Origin of the sequence: Acerihabitans sp. (genome assembly GCF_036398755.1) — a bacterium.
In the GTDB taxonomy this organism is placed as follows: domain Bacteria; phylum Pseudomonadota; class Gammaproteobacteria; order Enterobacterales; family Enterobacteriaceae; genus Acerihabitans.
The window spans coordinates 45,889-65,596 of sequence record NZ_DASWOM010000114.1 but is presented as its reverse complement, the minus strand read 5'-3'; the positions used below and the strand labels follow the sequence as shown (position 1 = coordinate 65,596).

General features: G+C 58.9%; 20 protein-coding genes. 4 read left to right on the top strand and 16 right to left on the bottom strand.

Going from position 1 to position 19,708, the window contains the following annotated elements; translation table 11 throughout:
* Positions 1 to 124: 124 nt before the first annotated feature.
* From VGC33_RS19330 to cysG, 11 genes are all read right to left on the bottom strand, one after another.
* Complete coding sequence (locus VGC33_RS19330) at positions 125 to 751, bottom strand: protein-L-isoaspartate(D-aspartate) O-methyltransferase (protein WP_331122419.1); 627 nt, start codon at positions 749 to 751, stop codon at positions 125 to 127.
* On the bottom strand, positions 745 to 1,515 hold the full coding sequence (gene surE / locus VGC33_RS19325; protein ID WP_331122401.1) for a 5'/3'-nucleotidase SurE: 771 nt from the start codon (positions 1,513 to 1,515) through the stop codon (positions 745 to 747). Before surE ends, VGC33_RS19330 begins: the two co-directional genes overlap by 7 nt.
* A gap of 206 nt (positions 1,516 to 1,721) precedes the next feature.
* On the bottom strand, positions 1,722 to 2,771 hold the full coding sequence (gene truD, locus VGC33_RS19320; RefSeq protein ID WP_414636962.1) for a tRNA pseudouridine(13) synthase TruD: 1,050 nt from the start codon (positions 2,769 to 2,771) through the stop codon (positions 1,722 to 1,724).
* Positions 2,768 to 3,241: a 2-C-methyl-D-erythritol 2,4-cyclodiphosphate synthase gene (gene ispF, locus VGC33_RS19315; RefSeq protein WP_331122417.1), complete on the bottom strand. Its 474-nt coding sequence runs from the start codon at positions 3,239 to 3,241 to the stop codon at positions 2,768 to 2,770. The genes truD and ispF overlap by 4 nt, the downstream gene beginning before the upstream one ends.
* 30 nt (positions 3,242 to 3,271) lie before the next feature.
* Positions 3,272 to 3,997, bottom strand: coding sequence for a 2-C-methyl-D-erythritol 4-phosphate cytidylyltransferase (ispD, locus tag VGC33_RS19310; protein WP_331122400.1), 726 nt, complete (start codon positions 3,995 to 3,997; stop codon positions 3,272 to 3,274).
* Positions 3,997 to 4,314, bottom strand: a complete 318-nt coding sequence (gene ftsB / locus VGC33_RS19305) for a cell division protein FtsB (RefSeq protein WP_331122399.1) — start codon at positions 4,312 to 4,314, stop codon at positions 3,997 to 3,999. The genes ispD and ftsB overlap by 1 nt, the downstream gene beginning before the upstream one ends.
* Before the next feature lie 158 nt (positions 4,315 to 4,472).
* Positions 4,473 to 4,820 carry a DUF3561 family protein gene (locus tag VGC33_RS19300; RefSeq protein WP_331122398.1) on the bottom strand — a complete coding sequence of 116 codons (348 nt, stop codon included), beginning with the start codon at positions 4,818 to 4,820 and terminating at the stop codon, positions 4,473 to 4,475.
* A 61-nt stretch (positions 4,821 to 4,881) separates the two neighbouring features.
* Positions 4,882 to 5,511 (bottom strand): adenylyl-sulfate kinase, encoded by a 630-nt coding sequence (gene cysC, locus VGC33_RS19295; protein ID WP_331122397.1) that lies wholly within the window; start codon positions 5,509 to 5,511, stop codon positions 4,882 to 4,884.
* Positions 5,512 to 5,513: 2 nt separating this feature from the next.
* Positions 5,514 to 6,941 (bottom strand): sulfate adenylyltransferase subunit CysN, encoded by a 1,428-nt coding sequence (gene cysN, locus VGC33_RS19290; protein WP_331122396.1) that lies wholly within the window; start codon positions 6,939 to 6,941, stop codon positions 5,514 to 5,516.
* A 12-nt stretch (positions 6,942 to 6,953) separates the two neighbouring features.
* Positions 6,954 to 7,862, bottom strand: coding sequence for a sulfate adenylyltransferase subunit CysD (gene cysD / locus VGC33_RS19285; protein ID WP_331122395.1), 909 nt, complete (start codon positions 7,860 to 7,862; stop codon positions 6,954 to 6,956).
* Between the two features lie 10 nt (positions 7,863 to 7,872).
* A complete protein-coding gene (cysG, locus tag VGC33_RS19280) occupies positions 7,873 to 9,288 on the bottom strand; it encodes a siroheme synthase CysG (RefSeq protein WP_331122394.1) in 1,416 nt (471 codons plus the stop codon).
* Between the two features lie 270 nt (positions 9,289 to 9,558).
* Between cysG and VGC33_RS19275 the strand changes: the two genes are divergently transcribed.
* The gene (locus VGC33_RS19275) at positions 9,559 to 10,584 is read left to right on the top strand and encodes an aminopeptidase (protein WP_331122393.1); all 1,026 of its coding nucleotides are present in this window, start codon (positions 9,559 to 9,561) and stop codon (positions 10,582 to 10,584) included.
* A 143-nt stretch (positions 10,585 to 10,727) separates the two neighbouring features.
* On the opposite strand, the gene VGC33_RS19270 is transcribed toward VGC33_RS19275, so the two are convergent.
* The 4 genes from VGC33_RS19270 to VGC33_RS19255 form a co-directional block, all read right to left on the bottom strand.
* Complete coding sequence (locus VGC33_RS19270) at positions 10,728 to 11,462, bottom strand: phosphoadenylyl-sulfate reductase (protein ID WP_331122392.1); 735 nt, start codon at positions 11,460 to 11,462, stop codon at positions 10,728 to 10,730.
* Between the two features lie 15 nt (positions 11,463 to 11,477).
* Entirely contained in the window at positions 11,478 to 13,178 is a 1,701-nt protein-coding gene (gene cysI, locus VGC33_RS19265) for an assimilatory sulfite reductase (NADPH) hemoprotein subunit (protein WP_331122391.1), read from the bottom strand.
* Positions 13,178 to 14,983: an NADPH-dependent assimilatory sulfite reductase flavoprotein subunit gene (gene cysJ, locus VGC33_RS19260; protein WP_331122390.1), complete on the bottom strand. Its 1,806-nt coding sequence runs from the start codon at positions 14,981 to 14,983 to the stop codon at positions 13,178 to 13,180. The genes cysI and cysJ overlap by 1 nt, the downstream gene beginning before the upstream one ends.
* Before the next feature lie 156 nt (positions 14,984 to 15,139).
* Complete coding sequence (locus tag VGC33_RS19255; protein WP_331122389.1) at positions 15,140 to 16,048, bottom strand: alpha/beta hydrolase family protein; 909 nt, start codon at positions 16,046 to 16,048, stop codon at positions 15,140 to 15,142.
* A gap of 108 nt (positions 16,049 to 16,156) precedes the next feature.
* On the opposite strand from VGC33_RS19255, the gene queD reads away from it, so the two are divergent.
* A complete protein-coding gene (queD, locus tag VGC33_RS19250; protein ID WP_331122416.1) occupies positions 16,157 to 16,525 on the top strand; it encodes a 6-carboxytetrahydropterin synthase QueD in 369 nt (122 codons plus the stop codon).
* Between the two features lie 135 nt (positions 16,526 to 16,660).
* Here queD and queE read toward each other — a convergent pair whose 3' ends face one another.
* Positions 16,661 to 17,332 carry a 7-carboxy-7-deazaguanine synthase QueE gene (queE, locus tag VGC33_RS19245; protein ID WP_331122388.1) on the bottom strand — a complete coding sequence of 224 codons (672 nt, stop codon included), beginning with the start codon at positions 17,330 to 17,332 and terminating at the stop codon, positions 16,661 to 16,663.
* A 256-nt stretch (positions 17,333 to 17,588) separates the two neighbouring features.
* Here queE and VGC33_RS19240 point away from each other — a divergent pair, with 256 nt between their 5' ends.
* Both VGC33_RS19240 and VGC33_RS19235 read left to right on the top strand, forming a co-directional pair.
* Positions 17,589 to 18,443, top strand: coding sequence for a lytic polysaccharide monooxygenase auxiliary activity family 9 protein (locus VGC33_RS19240; RefSeq protein WP_331122387.1), 855 nt, complete (start codon positions 17,589 to 17,591; stop codon positions 18,441 to 18,443).
* 433 nt (positions 18,444 to 18,876) lie between these two features.
* Positions 18,877 to 19,665, top strand: coding sequence for a lytic polysaccharide monooxygenase auxiliary activity family 9 protein (locus VGC33_RS19235; protein WP_331122386.1), 789 nt, complete (start codon positions 18,877 to 18,879; stop codon positions 19,663 to 19,665).
* Positions 19,666 to 19,708 lie beyond the last annotated feature (43 nt).

Here is a 19,708-nt window from a genome sequence, read left to right as displayed (position 1 = left end):
GTTAATTTTGTGCTGTTAATGCTAGCAACATCCATGGCAAGTCGCCATAAAACAGTTGTATAGAAAGTTAAGGTATGGCCGCGGGTGCGCCAGGAGAGGGTATGCGAGTTAAACAGCCTGCCGGTTATGCCAGTTCTCCCCTGATCAGGGGTACAAACCGTACCGCTTCGACGGTTTCCACCCGGAACTCGCCGCCCAGGCGATTTACGGTGGTCAGGTCCTGGGTATCTTCGCCGACCGGCAGCACCATGACACCGCCCTCAGCCAGCTGGATCATCAGCGCCGTGGGAATTTCCGGCGGCGCGGCGGTGACGATTATCGCATCGAACGGGCCGCGCGACGGCCAGCCCAGCCAACCGTCGCCATGGCGGGTGGATACATTGTGCAAGTCCAGTTGTTTCAGGCGGCGCTTGGCTTGCCACTGTAGTTTCTTGATGCGCTCGACCGAACAGACGTGCTGTACCAGATGCGCGAGGATAGCCGTCTGGTAGCCGGAACCGGTGCCGATTTCCAGCACGCGCGAGGTCGGCTGAAGCCTGAGCAGCTCCGTCATGCGCGCCACGATATAGGGCTGTGAAATGGTCTGGCCCGAGCCGATGGGCAAGGCGGTATTGTCGTACGCCTTATGTTCGAACGCTTCGTCGATAAATCGCTCGCGCGGAACCGATTCGATGGCCTGCAACAGCCTTTCATCTTTTATTCCCTGCAGGCGGAGCTGCTCCAGCAGGGCCTGGGTGCGCCGGTTTACCATGTCCAACTGACCTCCGCGTTAGCCAACCACGACGTAAGCACCGATTGAGCGGAATAGGCGGTTAAATCCACCTGTAATGGCGTAATGGAAACATATCCCTGCTCAATGGCGGCAAAATCAGTGTCGGGTCCTTTGTCGAATGTTTCTCCCGGCGGGCCGATCCAGAACATTTCACGGCCGCGCGGGTCCATCTGCCGGATGGCATGGGCCGCGGGATGCCGACTGCCGCAACGGGTGACCTTGATGCCCTTGATGTCTGATAAAGGCAGGTCGGGGACATTGACGTTGAGGATCCTGCCGGTGCGCAACGGCTCAAGTGTCAACGCCCGGATAAGCCGGCAGGCAATGACCGCGGCGGTATCATAAAAGGTGTCGCCGTTCAGTGAAATCGCCAGCGCCGGGAAACCGAGGTGCCTCCCCTCCATGGCCGCGGCCACGGTTCCGGAATAAATAACGTCATCCCCTAGATTCGGCCCGGTGTTAATGCCGGACACCACGATATCGGGACCGGGACGCATCAGGGCGGAGACGCCGAGGTAGACGCAATCCGTGGGCGTGCCGGATTGAACCGCGATATCGCCGTTACTTTCTTTTAGCGCCCTGAGCGGCCGGTCAAGGGTCAGGGAGTTCGACGCGCCGCTGCGGTTGCGATCGGGCGCCACGATTTGCACGATCTCCACGTCGGCGGACCGGCGCAGCGCGGCCGCCAGCGATTGGATGCCGGGCGCATGGATGCCGTCGTCATTGCTTAATAGTATGCGCATATCATTATTTGCTTTATTAATTATTAATCGTTCTTATCGCGCCGCCCACCCATCGGGCAAAATCGGCCTGCCCACCCAATGAACAACAGCGGCGACAGGCCGGGAATAGCAGCAATAATGGCATGAAACGTTACGGTGGTGAAGCCTGCCGTGCCGGCCGGTCGGCAAAATACCCGTTGTCGGGATGGACGCCGGGCTAATGCGGGTTATAGGGCAATATCCACCGGCGCGTCGAGCAGTTCGCGGATGACGCTGGTGGCGAAGCTGCCCGCCGGCAGCGCGAACGAGAGTTCGAGCGTGGCGTCGTCGCGCCACTGCCAACGCAGATCGGCGGGCCTGAGCAACAGGGCGCGCCGCGCCGGTTCCAGCCGCTCCCTGGCCAATAAACCGAGTAATTCGGCTTGGCCGGACAGGCATTGCAGCTCAAACGCCAGCGCCTCTCGCTCGCTGCCCGGCGGGCCGTCGCCGGGCAGCGGCGCGGTCAGGCTCAGTTCGCCGCTGGCCACGCGCGCCGGGGCGTCCGGCATATCCTGCTCGGTGGCGACAAACCAGCTGCCACGGCCGGTAAGCTGCAGCGCGTCGCCGGCCAGCACCTGACGGCGGCCAAGATGCTCAAGGCGTTGGCTTGCCACCAGGTTAAACAGCGCGCTGCGTGCGGCGGACAGGTAAAAGCTGCGCTTACCGCGCTCCTTGACCTTGATTTCATTCCGGGCCCAGCGCAGCGCCCGATCAAGGTTATTGCCCTGATGGCCGAAACGCTGGCTGCCGAAATAATTGGGCACGCCTTCGTCGGCCAGGATATCCAGACGCTGTTCCACCGCGTTTCGATCGCTTATTTCGCGCAACACCAGGGTAAAGGCATTGCCTTTTAACGTGCCGATGCGCAGCTTGCGGCCATGGCGCGTGACCCGAACCACCTCGCAACCCTCGAGCCGGAAGGCGGAGAAATCCGGGGTTTCCTTGCCGGGCAGATGGAGGCAAAACCACTGTTCCGTGACCGCATGCCGGTCTTTAAGCCCGGCATAACTCACCGACCGGGCGGGGATGGCGGCGAACCTGGCCAGTTCTTCGGCGACAAATACCGTATTGGCGCCGCATTTACGCAGCCGTACCAGCACATGCTCGCCCGCGCCGTCGGGCTCGAAGCCGAGATCTTCCAGCACCAGGAAATCCTCGGGCCGCGCCTTGATGATACCGGTGGCCGACGGCTCGCCGTGCAGCCGGTATAAATCGTCGACGTTCAGAGACGTGATCATAGTTTATGCAGCAACGCCACCGCCTCGCAGGCGATGCCTTCGCCGCGCCCGGTGAAACCCAATTGTTCAGTGGTGGTGGCCTTGACGTTGACATCGTCCATATGGCACTCCAGATCTTCCGCCAGATGAATGCGCATCTGCGGGATATGCGGGGCCATCTTCGGCGCCTGGGCGATGATGGTGATATCGATATTGCCCAGGAGGTAGCCTTTGTCCCGTATCCGCCGCCAGGCTTCGCGCAGCAGCGCGCGGCTGTCCGCGCCCTGGTAAGCCGCGTCGGTATCCGGAAACAGCTTGCCGATATCGCCGAGCGCGGCGGCGCCGAGCAGCGCGTCGGTCACCGCATGCAGCGCCACGTCGCCGTCGGAGTGGGCGATTAATCCCTGGATATAGGGAATACGCACGCCGCCGATAATCAACGGACCTTCGCCACCGAACCTGTGGACATCAAAACCATGACCGATACGGATACGCTTCACCGGTTCTCCTTATTATTCTGCTTATGCAATGGCGCTATTTTGCAATTGGGTAAAATAGAATGCTGCCAGGGCTAAATCTTCCGGACAGGTGACTTTGATATTGTCCGCGCGCCCGGCCACCAGAAGCGGCCGGTAGCCGCAGTGCTCCAGCGCCGAGGCTTCGTCGGTAATGCGCGCGCCGTCCGCCAGCGCCCTGGCCAGGCAGGATTCCAACAGGGCCAGGGGGAAGAGCTGAGGCGTCATGGCATGCCAAAGATCGTCGCGATCCACCGTATGGTCGATGGCGCCGCCGCCGGCCCGTTTCATGGTATCGCGCACCGGCGTCGCCAGGATGCCGCCGATGGCGGTATGGGCGGCGATGGCCAGCAGGCGGGCCAGGTCGTCCTGATGCAGGCAAGGACGCGCGGCGTCATGCACCAGCACCCATTCTTCGCCGCGCGCCAGACTGCGCGCCGCCCGCAGGCCGGCCATAACCGAATCGGCGCGCTCCCGCCCGCCGGTGACATGGCTGACGCGCGCGTCGCGGCTTATCGGCAAAGAGGCGAAATAAGGGTCATCCGCGCTGATGGCGACAATGACATGGCGCACGCAGGATTGACGCAACAGCGCGTCGATAGCATGCTCCAGCAGGGTTTTATCGCCGATGGCGAGGTATTGCTTGGGGCAATCGGTGCGCATGCGGCTGCCGACGCCGGCGGCCGGCAGGATGGCAATGGTGGCGGGGAACGCCGCGTCGGATGTGATCATTATTGATTATCTTGTGAAGCGGGCGCTGCGGTCCGGCGTTTAGACTGGTCCGGCACCAGACGATAAAAACTCTCTCCCGGCTTAATCATGCCGAGTTCATTACGTGATCGTTCCTCGATGGCTTCTTGTCCATCGTTGAGATCATCGATTTCCGCGAATAACTGATCGTTGCGCGCTTTAAGCTTTGCATTACCGGCCTGTTGGACCGACACGTCATCCTCAACCCGGACTAAATCGTGTACGCCATTTTTACCCAGCCACAAGGAATATTGCAGCCAGCCAAGCAATACCAGTAATAACAGCGTAAGTTTTCCCATCCCCGCCCCCTAAAAGACAGGCCAATCATCCCATAACTTGGGCCAGGACTCCACACCGGGCGGTAAAATCAGCCGGAAAAGACGGCAAAGCCGCTTTTTTAGCCGGATTTTTGCGTATTTTTTACGGTTTGTTACCCGCCGTAACCCCCGCCTGCGCGTTACCAGCCGGTGAGCAGGGCGAATACCAGCCAGAACAGGCAAAAGACCGACAGGCCGATGCTGATGATCATCAGTACCAGCCGGCCGGCCAGCAGTACGCTGAACACCAGGCCGATCACCACCGATACCGGGATCAGCGCCAGGAAAAAAGGCCAGGTGTAGAGCAGAAAGAATAACGCGTTGGCGCCATAGGTGAGGATGGGGACGGCAAAGGCCAGCCAATAGAAGATAAACCCCGCCATTGCCCCCCAAAAGCCATAGGACGGCTCTTCGGCGGCGCGTTCAACGGCCGGGGCGGTTGCAGCTTTAACCGGCAAAACGCGCTTGACTGGGGTGACGTTCAGCATACATCCAAATTCCTGGGCTAGGGATACCACGGCCGGCCGACCGTGGTATCGATGCGGCTTATCAGGAATTGATGATAACGCGGCCACGCAGCAGGTCTAACAATTGCCCGGTCAAATGTGTTACCAATTGTTGACCGTCAAGATGAATCTCCGGCTGTTCCGGCGCTTCGTAAACCGAGTCGATGCCGGTAAAATGCGGTAAATCGCCGGCGCGGGCTTTTTTATACAGGCCCTTGGGGTCGCGGGCTTCGCAAATCTCCAGCGGCGTGTCGACAAACGCCTCGATAAACCGGCCTTCGGGCAGCATATCGCGCACCATCTGGCGCTCGGCGCGATGCGGGGAAATAAACGCGGTCAGCACCACCAGCCCGGCATCCACCATCAGGCGCGCGACTTCGCCCACCCGGCGGATATTTTCCCGCCGATCCCGGTCGGTAAACCCCAAGTCCTTGCATAAACCATGGCGCACATTATCGCCGTCCAGCAAATAGGTACTGACGCCCAGCGGATGTAGCGCCTTTTCCAGGTCGCCCGCCAGGGTGGATTTGCCCGAGCCGGAAAGCCCGGTAAACCACACCACCGCCCCCTGATGGCGGTGCAGCCGCTCGCGATCTTCCCGGGTGACCGGATGCTGGTGCCAGACGATATTGCCCGCGGGCGCCGGGAGGGGTTGAGTATGCCGTGAGGCCATGATTATTTCCCGCCCAGCAAATCGCGCGCGCCCCAGTGCGGGAAATGGCGGCGGACCAGCGCGTTCAGCTCCAGCTCAAACTCGCTGTGGTTATGCGGCTCGTTAAAGGTTTCCGCCAGCGGCTCGCGCACCATGCCCGCGCCTACGGTTACGTTGCTTAGGCGATCGATAAAAATCATGCCGCCGGTCACGGCGTTATACGGATATTTATCCACCGCCATCGCCTCGTCGAACGCCAGTTCCACCAGGCCGATGCCGTTGAGCGGCAGACTGTCCACCACACGCTGGGTCAGGCTGTTGATCTCCACCTGATACTGGATATTTTCAATACGGGCGCGGGTCTTTTTACCGCCGATTTTGATGTCGAAACTTTGGCCGGCCATCAGCGGTTTTTCCGTCATCCAGACCACATCCACCAATGCGTTGCGCACCGGCCGCATCGTTTCGCCGGCGTCCACCACCAGATCGCCCCGGCTGATGTCGATTTCATCCGCCATGACAAGCGTTACCGCATCACCGGCCCAGGCTTCGCCCACATCGCCGTCGAAGGTGACTATTCGGGCAATGGACGAGGTTACGCCCGAAGGCAGCACTTTTATCGCCTGGCCAACCCGCAGCAACCCCGCCGCCACGGTGCCGGCGTAACCACGGAAATCCAGGTTGGGTCGGTTGACGTACTGTACCGGAAAGCGCATCGGCTGCTGCTCGTTAAGATTGATGACCTCGACCGTCTCCAGCACGTGCAGCAGCGTCGGGCCGTTATACCAGGGCATCGCGACGCTTGGCGTGACGACGTTATCGCCGTCAAGGGCGGAAATCGGCACAAAGGTAATACTCAGATCGACCGGCAGTTCCTCGGCGAAACGCAGATAATCCTGTTTGAACTGCTCGAATACGTGCTGCTGGTAGTCGACCAAATCCATTTTATTGACCGCCACCACCAGATGCCGGATCCCCAGCAGGGTGCTGATAAAACTATGGCGGCGGGTTTGGTCCAGCACCCCTTTACGCGCGTCGATCAACAGGATCGCCAGATCGCAGGTGGACGCGCCGGTGGCCATATTGCGCGTGTACTGCTCATGGCCTGGGGTATCGGCAATGATGAATTTACGCTTTTCGGTGGAGAAATAGCGATATGCCACGTCAATGGTGATGCCCTGTTCCCGTTCCGCCTGCAGGCCGTCCACCAGCAGCGCCAGGTCCAGTTTTTCGCCCTGGGTGCCCAGGCGCTTGCTGTCGGAGTGCAGCGTGGTCAGTTGATCTTCATAAATTTGCCGGGTATCGTGCAGCAGGCGTCCAATCAGGGTGCTTTTACCGTCGTCCACGCTGCCGCAGGTGAGAAAGCGCAGCAGGCTCTTATATTGTTGCGAGTGCAGGTAGGCTTCCACCCCGCCTTGTTCGGCGATTTGCCTGGCTATGGTTGTGTTCATGTCGCCCGCTCCTTAAAAGTAACCCTGACGTTTTTTCAATTCCATCGATCCGGACTGATCGCGGTCGATAACCCGGCCCTGCCTCTCGCTGGTGGTGGACACCAGCATTTCCTCGATAATTTCCGGCAGGGTCTGCGCCGTGGAGTCCACCGCGCCGGTCAGCGGCCAGCAGCCGAGGGTGCGGAACCGCACCATGCGCTGGCTGATGACTTCTCCGGGCTGCAGGTTGATGCGATCGTCATCCACCATCAGCAGCATGCCGTCGCGCTCCAGCACCGGGCGCGGCGCCGCGAGATAAAGCGGCACGATCTCGATATTTTCCAGGTAGATATATTGCCAGATATCCAGTTCGGTCCAATTGGAGAGCGGGAAAACGCGGATGCTTTCACCTTTGTTTATCTGGCCGTTATAGTTATGCCACAGCTCCGGGCGCTGGTTTTTCGGGTCCCAGCGGTGCAAACGATCGCGAAACGAGTAAATACGCTCCTTGGCGCGCGATTTTTCCTCGTCGCGCCGGGCGCCGCCGAACGCGGCGTCAAAGCCGTATTTATTCAGCGCCTGTTTCAGCCCTTCGGTTTTCATGATATCGGTATGTTTGGCGCTGCCGTGGATAAAGGGGTTGATACCCATCGCCACCCCGTCCGGATTCCGATGCACCAGCAGCTCAAGGCCATAGGTCTTGGCGGTGCGATCGCGAAATTCGTACATTTCACGGAATTTCCAGCCGGTATCCACATGCAGCAACGGAAACGGCAGCGTGCCCGGGAAAAACGCCTTGCGCGCCAGGTGCAGCATTACCGAGGAGTCCTTGCCGATGGAGTACATCATGACCGGGTTGGCGAATTCGGCCGCCACCTCGCGGATAATGTGGATGCTTTCCGCCTCCAGCTGCCGCAAATGAGTATGTCGTTGTTGATCCATTGTTACATCCTTAAGCCAGGTTAACCAACGTCGCGCGCTGTTGCGCCGCCAGGTGTTGGGCGCCAAACCAGGCGATTTCATCATGAAGGGTGACAACTTCGCCAATCACCAGCAAAGCCGGAGTCGAGGCCCGTTTCGCCAAGACGTCAAGTTGATCCAGGGTTCCGGTCAGCACCTGCTGGGAGGCGAGGGTGCCGCGGCTTATCACCGCCACCGGCGTCATGGGCGAACGGCCGTGCATAATAAGCCGCCGGCTGATGTCCTCCGCTTTCATTAAACCCATATAAATAGCCAGGGTCTGGCGGCCCGCCGCCAGCGCCGGCCAATCGAGATCGCCGCCGCCGCGCCGCGCGTGGCCGGTAATAAAGGTCACGCTTTGCGCATGATCGCGGTGGGTCAGGGGAATTCCGGCATAGGCGGTGGCCCCGGCGGCGGCGGTTATCCCCGGCACCACCTGGAAAGCAATGCCGGCGGCGGCCACCGCCTGCAGTTCCTCGCCTCCGCGCCCGAAGATAAACGGGTCGCCGCCTTTCAGGCGCACCACGCGTTTACCCTGCCGGGCGTGTTCGATAAGCCGCCGGTTGATCTCTTCCTGCGGCATGCAAAAGTCGCCGGCGCGTTTGCCGACGCAAATCCGTTGTGCATCGCGCCGCACCAGTTCAAGCACCTCAGGGCTAACCAGGTAATCATAGAGCACCACATCCGCCTGCTGCATGAGTTGCAAGGCGCGCAGCGTCAACAGGCCGGCATCGCCCGGGCCGGCGCCCACCAGGGCCACTTCGCCCGCCTGTCCGGCGGGCGCGCTAAGCTCCCGCTCCAGCTCGTCCCGGGCGCCGTCAAGCCGCCCCTGCGCCACCAGGCCGGCAAACCGCCCGTTCAGCGCCCGCTCCCAAAAACGTCGTCGCGCGTCCATTCCGGGAAGATGCTGCTTTACCCGTTCGCGAAAAGCGCCGGCCATCTGCGCCATCGGGCCAAGAAAGGCCGGCAGCAGGGATTCGAGTTTTTCGCGCAGGATGCGCGCCAGTACCGGCGCCGCCCCTCCGGAGGAAATCGCCACCATGATGGGCGATCGATCGACGATGGAGGGAAAGATAAACGAACACATGGGCTGATCGTCCACCACATTGGCCAGGATGTGCCGCTGTTCGGCGGCGGCATAGACCTCGGCGTTAAGCGCCCGATCGTTGGTGGCCGCGATCACCAGGAACACGCCGTCCAGCATGCCGGCGGCAAACGTCTCGCCAAGCCAATGAATATGGCCGCTTTGCGCCTGCAGATCGAGTTCGGGAGAAAGGCTTTGCGCGACGACCCTGACCTGTGCGCCGGCGCGCCGCAGTAGCAGGATTTTGCGTGCGGCAACCTCGCCCCCGCCGACCACCAGTACCGGACGCTGCCTGAGATCGGCAAAAAGAGGTAAATAATCCACAGCTACCTTTGATGAGTTGGCTTAGCAATAATGTGACTATACGTCTTGCGATTAGGTTCTATGAAATAGTTAATTGGAATTACAATTGCTTTAATGGAATAACGCCGCGTTTCCCCCTCCCGCCCAGCGCAGAGACCGGCAACGAATCGTGCGGTTGTCCGTTCGCGCCTCTGGGTACAAATTGTATTGCCCGCGTGGCGGTCTCATACTATAGCGCCGGGTTAAGCGGCAAAAACCAATACCGTTCCCATCGATTAAGGATACTGTTTTATGTTTCACCCCGGTCGCAGCAGACGCGCCCGTTTAACGCTGAGCCTCGGCGGCCTGCTGGCGTTTTGCGCGCCCGCCGCCGCCTTCACGCCAGGCCAGTACGCGCAGGAGCAGATTCGTTATATCGCCACCTATTTCCCCGGTCGCATGGCGGGCAGCCCCGCGGAGCTGATGGCGGCGGACTACCTCCAGCATCGTTTCACCGAGCTGGGCTTCCACAGCGATCTGCGCGGCTTTAATACCCGCTATCTGTTTCACGGCGGCGCCGGCAAGGCCGACTGGCGCAAAATCACCGCCACCTCGGTGATTGCCGCCCGGGCCGGCAGCGCCCCCGGCGAAGTGCTGATCCTGGCCCATATGGATACCTTTATGCCGCGAAGCGTGGCGGACCTCAATAATAATTTAGGCGGCCTGACGCTGCAGGGCGTGGACGATAACGCCTCCGGCCTCGGCGTGATGCTCGGCCTGGCGCAGCAGCTCGGCCGCGGCCCGCTTGTGGTCGGGGTGCGTTTTGTGGCGCTTAGCGCCGGGGAGCCGGAAACCCTGGGAGTGGATGATTACCTGCAGCGCATGTCGGCGCAGGAAAAGCGCAATACGCTGCTGGTGATTAATCTCGACAGCCTGGTGGCCGGCGACAAGCTGCGCGTCAATTATAGCCCGGACAGCGGCGACATCCGCATACAGGAACTGGTCAAAAACCTGGGCGCACGGGCGCGCCAGGCGGGTATTCCGCTGATTTTGAGTCCCGGCGTCAGAACCTCCGCCGATTGCGCCAGCGACGCACTGCCGTTCGCCAAGGCGGGATTCGCGGTGCTGGACGTGGGTTCGGGCACCATCGGCGACGGTTGCCGCCAGCGTAAGCCCAGCGCCAATTTTCCCCAGGGCATGGTGCGTTACCAGGGTCAGCGCGATAATGTGCAGTATCTTGATAGCCACCTGACCGGGCAAATCGGCAAACGCGCCCGCGACAGCATGCGGTTATTATGGCCGCTGCTGCAAGGGTTGACCCAGGGGGAAAAGCCGTAGATAAGTTGACAGGTGAAACATGCGGCGTTAAAACCGCATGCCCGCGGAATGAGGGTGTATTGTTCAGCGCGTCTCTTTATCCACAATCCTTAGGTAAAAGGGAGACGTTGATCAACCGCGCATTGATAGAGATACCTGGCAACTTACCCCTCGTGCAGACCGCACTCCCTCTTTAAACCAAAAAAGCGCGTTTCTTCCTCGCTCATGCCCGGCTCCCATTTGCGCGTGGTATGGGTATCGCCCACCGACAGATAGCCCTGCTCCCACAGCGGATGATAGCCAAGGTCGTGCGCCTTGAGATACTGGTACACCTGCTTATTGTCCCAATCGATTATCGGCAGCAGTTTAAATACCCCGCGCTGGATGGCCAGCACCGGCAGATGGGCGCGGCTGCCGGACTGCTCGCGGCGCAGCCCCGCCAGCCAGCTTTGCGCTTTTAGCGTGCTTAAGGCGCGGTTCATCGGTTCGACTTTATTGATCTGGTTGTATTTCTCGATCCCTTCCACCCCCTGCTCCCACAGTTTGCCGTAGCGGGCCTCCTGCCAGGCGGGGGAAAGTTCCGCGCGGAATACCCGCAGATTGAGGCCCAACTTGTCAGTCAGCTCATCAATAAACTGATAGGTTTCCGGAAACAGATAGCCGGTATCGGTCAGGATCACCGGGATATCCGGCCGCTGGCGGGTCACCAGATGCAGGCACAACGCGGCCTGGATGCCGAAGCTTGACGATAATACCGTTTCGCCGGGCAGGTTTGCCAGCGCCCAACCCACGCGCTCTTCCGCCGTCAGGGCTTCAAGCTGACGGTTCGTATCGGCGAGCGCCGCCGTTTGTTCCTCTTTCGGCAACACATTCAGTTCGGTCAGGTTCAGGCTGCTCATAGGTCGCCCCTCGGGTTAGTCATAAAAATCCTGGGCTGAGTTAACCACCGGCTTGACGATACCGGCGCGGATAACAAAATCACCATAGGCTTCCTGCGGCTGGCGTTCTCCCGCCCAGCGTCCGGCGGTCTGGTCGATCACGGCCAGGATCTCGTCTTCAGTGATATTTTCCCGATACAGGCGCGGGATGCGCTCACCGGAACGATCGCCGCCCAGGTACAGGTTATAGCGGCCGATGGCCTTGCCCACCAGGCCGATTTCCGCCAGCATCGCGCGGCCGCAGCCGTTCGGGCAACCGGTCACACGCAGGATGATTTCGTCATCGCCCAGGCCGTGGGCGGACATAATGTCCTCCACTTTGCTGACAAACTGCGGCAGGAAGCGCTCGGCCTCGGCCATCGCCAGCGGGCAGGTGGGAAAGGCCACGCAGGCCATGGACGCTTTACGCTGCGGGGAAACGCCGTCGTTTATCAGGCCGTACTTGCGCGCCAGGGCTTCGATTTTGGCTTTATCCCGCGCGGGCACGCCGGCCACGATCAGGTTCTGGTTGGCGGTAAGCCGGAAATCCCCTTTATGGATGCGGGCAATTTCCGCCATGCCGGTTTTCAGCAACCGGTCCGGATAATCAAGGATGCGGCCGTTTTCAATAAACAGGGTTAAATGCCACCGATTTTCAATGCCTTTGACCCAGCCGAAACGATCGCCGCGCTCGGTAAAATGATAAGGACGGATCGGCGCGAACTGAATGCCGGTGCGCCGTTCCACTTCCGCTTTAAAGGTGTCGACGCCGACCCGCTCCAGGGTATATTTGGTCTTGGCGTTTTTGCGGTTTGAACGATTGCCCCAGTCGCGCTGGGTGCCCACCACCGCCTCGGCGAAGGCCAGGGTATGTTCCAGCGCGATATAGCCGAATTCGCTGGCCTTGCGCGGATAGGTGGAATTATCGCCGTGGGTCATCGCCAGGCCGCCGCCCACCAGCACGTTAAACCCGACCAGTTGGCCATTATCGCTGATGGCGACGAAATTCAGATCGTTGGCATGCAGATCGACATCGTTCAGCGGCGGCACCACCACCGTGGTCTTGAATTTACGCGGCAGGTAGGTGGGGCCGAGGATCGGCTCCTGGTCGGTGGTTTCGCTTTTTTCGCCGTCCAGCCAGATCTCGGCGTAGGCGCGGGTCTTGGGCAGCAAATGTTCGGAGATTTTTTTCGCCCACTCATAGGCCTGCTGATGCAAAACCGATTCCACCGGATTGGCGCTGCACAGCACGTTACGGTTGACGTCCCCCGCCGTGGCGATGGAGTCCAGACCCAGGCTGTGCAGCAGTTGATGCATCTGTTTCAGATCGGGTTTGAGCACGCCGTGGAACTGAAACGTCTGGCGGGTGGTCAGGCGCACGCTGCCGTACAGGGTATGCTCGGCGGCAAAGGCCTCGATGCCCAGCCACTGCCGCGGCGTGATAATGCCCCCCGGCAGGCGGCAGCGCAGCATCATATTGATCAACGGCTCGAGCTTTTGTTCGGTACGTTCGGCGCGCAGGTCGCGATCGTCTTGCTGATACATGCCGTGAAAACGGATCAGCTGGAAATTATCGCCGTTAAAACCGCCGGTCAGCCCGTCGTGCAAATCCTCGGCGATGGTGCCGCGCAGGAAATTGCTGGCCCCTTTCAGCCGTTCATTATCGGATAAGGGGGGAGTAGGTTGTTTTTCACTCATCAATAGACGTCCCGCTGATAACGGCGCTCAATGCGCAGCTCGCTTAAAAATTCGTCGGCCTGCTCGGTGTCCATGCCACCGTGCCCGGCTACCACGTCCAGTAATGCCTGCTCAACGTCTTTTGCCATATGGTTGGCATCGCCGCAAACATAAATATGCGCCCCCTGCTCTATCCAGCGCCAGACTTCGGCGCCTTTTTGCCGCAGCCGATCCTGTACATAGATTTTCTCCGGCTGATCCCGCGACCAGGCCAAATCAATCGCCGTCAGCAGGCCCTGTTTTTTATAGCGCTGCCATTCCACCTGATAGAGGAAATCATCGGTAAAATGTGGATTGCCGAAAAACAGCCAGTTCTTGCCGGTGGAGCCATCCGCTTCCCGTTGTTGCATGAAAGCGCGGAACGGCGCGATACCGGTGCCCGGTCCAATCATAATCACCGGCGTGTCGCCATCGGCCGGCAGGCGAAAATTATTATTGTGTTCGATAAATATGCGCACCTGGTCATCCTCGGCCAGGCGATCGGCCAGGTAGCCGGTGGCGCCGCCGGTGCGCGGCCGTCCATCCACCTCATAGCGCACCACGCCCACCGTGATATGTACTTCGTCGCTGACCTCCGCCTGCGACGAGGCGATGGAATACAGCCGCGGCGTTAGCGGACGCAGCAACGCCAGCAGTTGATCCGCGCCCAATTCCACCGGCGCCTGGCGCACCATATCCACGATAGGCGTCGATTGAGCGTAACGCTGCAGGCGATCTTTATCCGCCGTCAACGCCAGCAACGCCTCGTCGCGGGCGATGGCGGCATATTCCCCGACGATGAGCGTGGTGTTCTGGGTCAGTTCGTAATGAGCGCGCAGCGCATCGGCGAGGGACAAGGTTTGTCCCTCTACCGTCACCGTTTGCCCACCGTCCAGCCAGAGCAGCTTCAACAGTTCATCCACCAGCGCCGGGTCGTTTTCATACCAGACGCCCAGGGCATCACCCGGCTGGTAACGCAGGCCGGAGTCGCAGAGACTGATTTCGATATGGCGAACGTCTTTCAGCGAGCTGCGGCTGGTAATCTTTTGTGACGCCGCCAGCTCGGCCACCAGCGGCTGCTCCTTGGTATATGGCGTGGAGTCGACTTCATCCACCGCGCCGCTGATGGTCAACGCTTGCCGGGCCGCGCTCTCCTGCGGCACCCGCGCTTTCAATACCTCCAGGATATCCCGGCGCCAGGCTTGCGCCACCGGCTGATATTCCACATCGGCGTCAACCCTGTCCAGCAGGCGCTGGGCGCCGAGCTCGGCCAGGCGCGCGTCAAAATCCTTACCTATCTTGGCGAAATGCTCATACGAGGTGTCGCCGAGGCCCAATACCGCAAACTGCGTGGCGGCAAGCTGGGGGGCTTTTTTCGAGAACAGGTATTTATACAGCGCTACCGCCTCTTCCGGCGGATCGCCCTCGCCCTGGGTGGAGGCGACGATCACCAGCAGTTTTTCCTGGGCGATTTGTTTAAATTTATACTCGCCGGCATTTACCAGGGCGACATCGAGTTTGGCGGCAATCAGATCGTCACGCAGCTGTTCCGCCACCCGGCGGGCGTTACCGGTTTGCGACGCACACAGCAATGTAATCGCCTGCGCCTGAACCTGAGCGGGCGCAGGGCTGGTCGCGGCGACGGTCGTCTGGTTGATTTGTCCCCAAAAATAACCGGATACCCAGGCCATTTGCAGCGGTGAAAAATCACCGGTGGCAGCCTGCAGGCGGGCTAATTGTTCCGGATTGAGGGGGAGCAAAGAAGTAGGTGGAGCCTGAGTCGTCATTGCTGTTCGAATTTCCTTGTGCGTAGCGGTTTGGCCGGGCGCGAATAAAGAGATCACCAGAGTTTGTAAGGTTACTCAGTGCGAGGCAATCAATAAAGGATGGGATGGTAATAAAAAATAACTAAATAGCCTAAAGAGTTATTTTGGTTAAACTTATCACTTAAACTGGTTAAAGAAGCGCGCCGCCTCATCCACCAGCAGCGGGCTTTGATGCCCGGCCCCGGGCACGATGATAAATTGCCAGTTAAACGGCGTAGGCTGCTGTTTTGCCAGGGATTGCGCGCGCTGATAATACCAGCCGGCGCGTTCAAGCCGGGTAGCGCCCTGCGCCTGGGCCTGCGGCGTTTTACGCATCGCGGTGCGCCGGGTGCGCGTATCCCGGTCACCGACCATAATCAGCGTCGGGCGGGCAAAAAACCCGGCTTCGCCGCCGGCATCCAGGGAAAAAGGCGCGCCCGCAAGGCCATAGGGCCAGGGCCTGCGCGCATCCGGCGGCGTCCACCAGCCGGCCGAGGCGCAGACCGCCGCCCTGGCCGGCGCATCCGGCAGCGCCATCAGCATACGGTGGACAAACTGGCAGCCTGCGCTGTGGCCGTATAGGAGATAGTCACGGCGGCGGGTAATGCCGTCGCGCCGCAACGCGTTAAAGATGTCGCCGATACGGGAATAAGACCACAGGGCAACCGGACGGGTCACGCCCGAACCCTTTGTTCCCTCCGCGGTATTGCCCAACATATAGCCGCGCGCGCCGGGATAACGCGCGCCGGGGAATTCGGGGGCTATAATCAGGAAATGGTAGCGATTGGCCGCGGCGATCCATTGATCCCGGGCTTGGGCGCCGTCGCGTTTTACCCCGTGCAGCACCATAACCACCGGCATATCGCGCGCGTCGGCATCGGGGCGATAGAGATAGGCCGACATTACGCCTTCGGCCGTGGGGACGGCGAGCGTCTCTACTCCGGCGGCGCTAACGCGGCAAGCGCCCACCGCCAGCAAGCATGACAGCCAGAACCCGGCGGTTAGCCACGGCCGAAGAAATAAATGACGATATTTGCCCGCGTTCATGGTGCTTTGATGACCCCTTAGCCAACTTATTATCGGTTCCCGGCAGTTAGCATAGAATCATAAGCCGCATTTCGGTACCATGCAGCGTTTGTTTTGACAAGAGGCCCTATAGTGGTAACCACGTTATTTAAAGAATTTACATTTGAGGCGGCGCATCGTTTGCCGCATGTCCCGGACGGCCATAAATGCGGCCGGCTGCATGGCCATTCTTTTATGGTACGGGTGGAAATCACCGGTGAAGTGGATCCGGTCACCGGCTGGGTGGTCGATTTCGCCGAGCTCAAGGCGTGCTTTAATCCCATCCTCGACCGGCTTGATCATTATTATCTCAACGATATCCCCGGTCTGGAAAACCCCACCAGCGAAATACTGGCGCAGTGGATCTGGCGGCAACTTAAACCCAGCCTGCCCCTGCTGAGCGGTATCGTGGTGAAAGAGACCTGCACCGCCGGCTGCATCTATCGCGGCGACGAATAACCACACCTCCGCCGCCCGCCAACCCTCGATATAGCGGCGCCACGCTCAACCGGCGCGGCACCCGCAGTTGCGTGTCAAACGCGGCAGGACATGGGTTCCCTGGACGATGGCGAAAGCCGTCACCGCAGGCATGTCTCAGGCGATATTCAGATATTTGTGGGTTTGCATGGACAGGCGCCAATTGCGGGCGATGCAGGTGGCGATGCACAATTTCGTGGCGGCGTCCTGCCTGCTGATGGGCTGCAGGGCGATAATGCGCGGTTTGTCGTCTTCAAGCGTAGCCAGCAGCGCATCGAGATGTTCGATATCCCGCTGCCGCGCCACCGGATGTTTAATCTCATCGGCGCGTTCCAACGCCTGGGGCAGAATCTCCATACCGCCGCGCATGCCCACTTTGGGCGATACCGTCACCCAGGTCTGGCTGGTGCAACGCACCTCATGGGTGCCGCTGGTTTCAATCTGACAGCTGAATCCCTGCTGCTCCAGCACCTGCGTCAGCATATACAGGTCGTGGATACACGGCTCGCCGCCGGTAATGACCACATGACGCGCGGTATAACCTTCCCGTTCAATCATCGCCAGCAGATCCTCCGGCGCAACCGTGGCCCAGCGATCGCTGTCGGCGGTTTTTAACGGAATGTCCCCCGCGGGAACCTCCCGGCGCGGGTCCATTTCCCAGGTATGTTTGGTATCGCACCAGCTGCAGCCCACCGGGCAACCCTGCAGGCGGATAAATATCGCCGGCACGCCGGTAAAATAACCTTCACCCTGAAGCGTTTGGAAAATCTCGTTAAGCGGGTACTGCATGATGTTCTCGATTAATTGCCTAGCTATAAGGGCGGTGATTATTACATTTTAGCTGAAGCAGACCAAATTTCTCTTGCCGGCGGCACAATACCCGATCTTTCCTCCTCTCGTTACCACAAAATGCAATTGGCATTAAAAACCATTCCTCTGCGTCATCACATCCCGCCTGCGCGTGTTCAACAATACTGGACTGAACCAGAAGTAAGTCCGCGGATACCCTTCCGCTTTTCATTTTGAGATCTAACAGGAGTCGGATATGGGCACTTATGATAACGAAACACCAGATAATTATCCTGATCATCGCCAGCAAGACAATGACGACCCTCATTCCCCTCGGGACGAGAGCGGTTACCCGGATCCCCATCATGATGGGCAAGGCGGCTACCCTCCTTATCGGGATGAAAGCGGCTGTCATGACTATCCGCCTGCGCCTTGCCGGCAGGATTTTCCGCGTGATAACTGCTACAGCTACATTGATATAAAATATTTCCAAGAAGTCGAGGCGCGCCACGGGCGCGTGATTAACCCGCCGTCCCGCGCCCAGTTTCTGCTTAACGAGGGCTTGTTGGCGGCCTGGGAGGCCAATGAAATGGAAGGCGGCAAAAACTTTCCTGCCCTCTCCGGCGGGACACCTCCCCCGCCGTTTCAAACCGATGCCTGGGGCGCCGCGCCGCCTGCTGACGGTTTTATTATCAGCGGCGGCAGGACCGGCAACCGTAATCGGGTCAATTTTACCGATGCCGAGCTAAACCAACTGGCGCCCCGGTTTGCCGGCTGGCCCAGGCTAAGGGTGGCGCCGGGTCAGCGATTCAATGTGGAATGGTTTTATTCCATGGGCCATACCACCAGGGGCTATCGCTGGTTTATCACCCGGGACGGCTGGAACCCTAATCAGCGTATTACCCGCGAGCAGCTCGAATCAAGGCCCTTTTATGAGGACATTAGTCCGCTGGTCCCCTTCAATAATTTTCGTGACCAGTTAATCCCGCGGGTTTTTCACAGCGCCCCGATACCGGTTAACAAAAGGGGCCATCATGTCATTGTCATGGTGTGGGTAACCGCCGATTCGCCGAACGGCTTCTATCAGGGCTTTGATGTGGATATTGGCTGAGTGAAATATGTAACTCCGCCGCGGGCCAATTTCGTCGCGGTGGCATATGCATATTCACGATCAGATCAGTACCAGGATCGCCGTGACTATCCAGTTAATTATACAGGCCATAATCCCTATCCGGCCGCGGATGGATACTAATAATAGCTGTATCAGGCATTTGATATGGATATTAATTAATTTAAACGAGCAATGAAATTATGCCCTGCCACCGGCTATATCAACCGGGCACAGGATTAACATTATTTGCGCTCATTCCAATGTTGAGCCGAAATGGTAATCAAGCATAAAAGGCATTTGGCAACAAAAAACATTCATGATTGCAATCACATGTTAAGCATAAACCGTCAATTACAATGACTGTGTAATAATTTTGAAAACGGTGCGGCCCCACTATTTCTAACCACATTGCCTTTCATTTCAGGAGTTGAGTATGAGCCATATAGATTATAACCAAGACCCCAATCGCCATGATGCCTATCGCGACACCGTTCACAATTCGGTTGAAAATTACCGCCCTGACTGTCCGCAACAGCCGCCTCATCCTTATTCCGTCAAACCGCCCTGTGGCGGTATTTATCCGGAGCCCTACCCTTTTTACCAGCCGCTCGACCCGCTAACCGGTCGCGTGGTGTCGCCGGCTTCACGCGCCCAAATTCTTCTGAATGTGAACGGCTTGGAATTCTTCACGGTAAATCAAACCACCGGTGGAAAAAATTTTCCCGACTTATTTGCTGGGCAAGTACCCTTTCCGTTTCAGGAGGATGTTGAAAGCGCAACGCCTCCCCCGGATAATTTTATACTTAGTGGCGGTAATCTTGATCAGCGCGGTAGAATTGATTTCACCGATGCGGAATTTGCTAATTTTCGCCCTCAGTTTAGTGAATGGCCAAGACTGCGGGTAAATCCCGCTGAAGCATTGCACATCCAATGGCTGATAGATGCCCCTCGAATTACGCGTGGTTATCGTGCTTTTATTACCAGAGATAACTGGGCGCAAAATAACCGCTTAACGCGAGCGCAGATTGAACCCGCTCCATTCTTTAATGAAATAAATGAGGCGAGACCCTGGTTTGCTCATCAGTCTAGTCTACCGCCGCGTTTAACATTTAATTTGCCATTACCTTTTAACAAACGAGGCCATCACGTTATCCTATTGCTTTGGATCATTGCCGATCAACCCTTTGCCTTTTATCAGGCATTTGATGTGGATTTTGGCTAATGTAACCGGCTTATTGCATTATTTACCCATTACCTGATAATAA

Excerpts from the sequence above, each read along its gene's own strand:
- VGC33_RS19330 (WP_331122419.1), bottom strand. The coding sequence starts at position 751 with ATGGTAAACCGGCGCACCCAGGCCCTGCTGGAGCAGCTCCGCCTGCAG.
- surE (WP_331122401.1), bottom strand. The coding sequence starts at position 1,515 with ATGCGCATACTATTAAGCAATGACGACGGCATCCATGCGCCCGGCATC.
- truD (WP_414636962.1), bottom strand. The coding sequence starts at position 2,771 with ATGATCACGTCTCTGAACGTCGACGATTTATACCGGCTGCACGGCGAG.
- ispD (WP_331122400.1), bottom strand. The coding sequence starts at position 3,997 with ATGATCACATCCGACGCGGCGTTCCCCGCCACCATTGCCATCCTGCCG.
- ftsB (WP_331122399.1), bottom strand. The coding sequence starts at position 4,314 with ATGGGAAAACTTACGCTGTTATTACTGGTATTGCTTGGCTGGCTGCAA.
- VGC33_RS19300 (WP_331122398.1), bottom strand. The coding sequence starts at position 4,820 with ATGCTGAACGTCACCCCAGTCAAGCGCGTTTTGCCGGTTAAAGCTGCA.
- cysC (WP_331122397.1), bottom strand. The coding sequence starts at position 5,511 with ATGGCCTCACGGCATACTCAACCCCTCCCGGCGCCCGCGGGCAATATC.
- cysN (WP_331122396.1), bottom strand. The coding sequence starts at position 6,941 with ATGAACACAACCATAGCCAGGCAAATCGCCGAACAAGGCGGGGTGGAA.
- cysD (WP_331122395.1), bottom strand. The coding sequence starts at position 7,862 with ATGGATCAACAACGACATACTCATTTGCGGCAGCTGGAGGCGGAAAGC.
- VGC33_RS19275 (WP_331122393.1), top strand. The coding sequence starts at position 9,559 with ATGTTTCACCCCGGTCGCAGCAGACGCGCCCGTTTAACGCTGAGCCTC.
- VGC33_RS19270 (WP_331122392.1), bottom strand. The coding sequence starts at position 11,462 with ATGAGCAGCCTGAACCTGACCGAACTGAATGTGTTGCCGAAAGAGGAA.
- cysI (WP_331122391.1), bottom strand. The coding sequence starts at position 13,178 with ATGAGTGAAAAACAACCTACTCCCCCCTTATCCGATAATGAACGGCTG.
- cysJ (WP_331122390.1), bottom strand. The coding sequence starts at position 14,983 with ATGACGACTCAGGCTCCACCTACTTCTTTGCTCCCCCTCAATCCGGAA.
- VGC33_RS19255 (WP_331122389.1), bottom strand. The coding sequence starts at position 16,048 with ATGAACGCGGGCAAATATCGTCATTTATTTCTTCGGCCGTGGCTAACC.
- queE (WP_331122388.1), bottom strand. The coding sequence starts at position 17,332 with ATGCAGTACCCGCTTAACGAGATTTTCCAAACGCTTCAGGGTGAAGGT.
- VGC33_RS19240 (WP_331122387.1), top strand. The coding sequence starts at position 17,589 with ATGGGCACTTATGATAACGAAACACCAGATAATTATCCTGATCATCGC.
- VGC33_RS19235 (WP_331122386.1), top strand. The coding sequence starts at position 18,877 with ATGAGCCATATAGATTATAACCAAGACCCCAATCGCCATGATGCCTAT.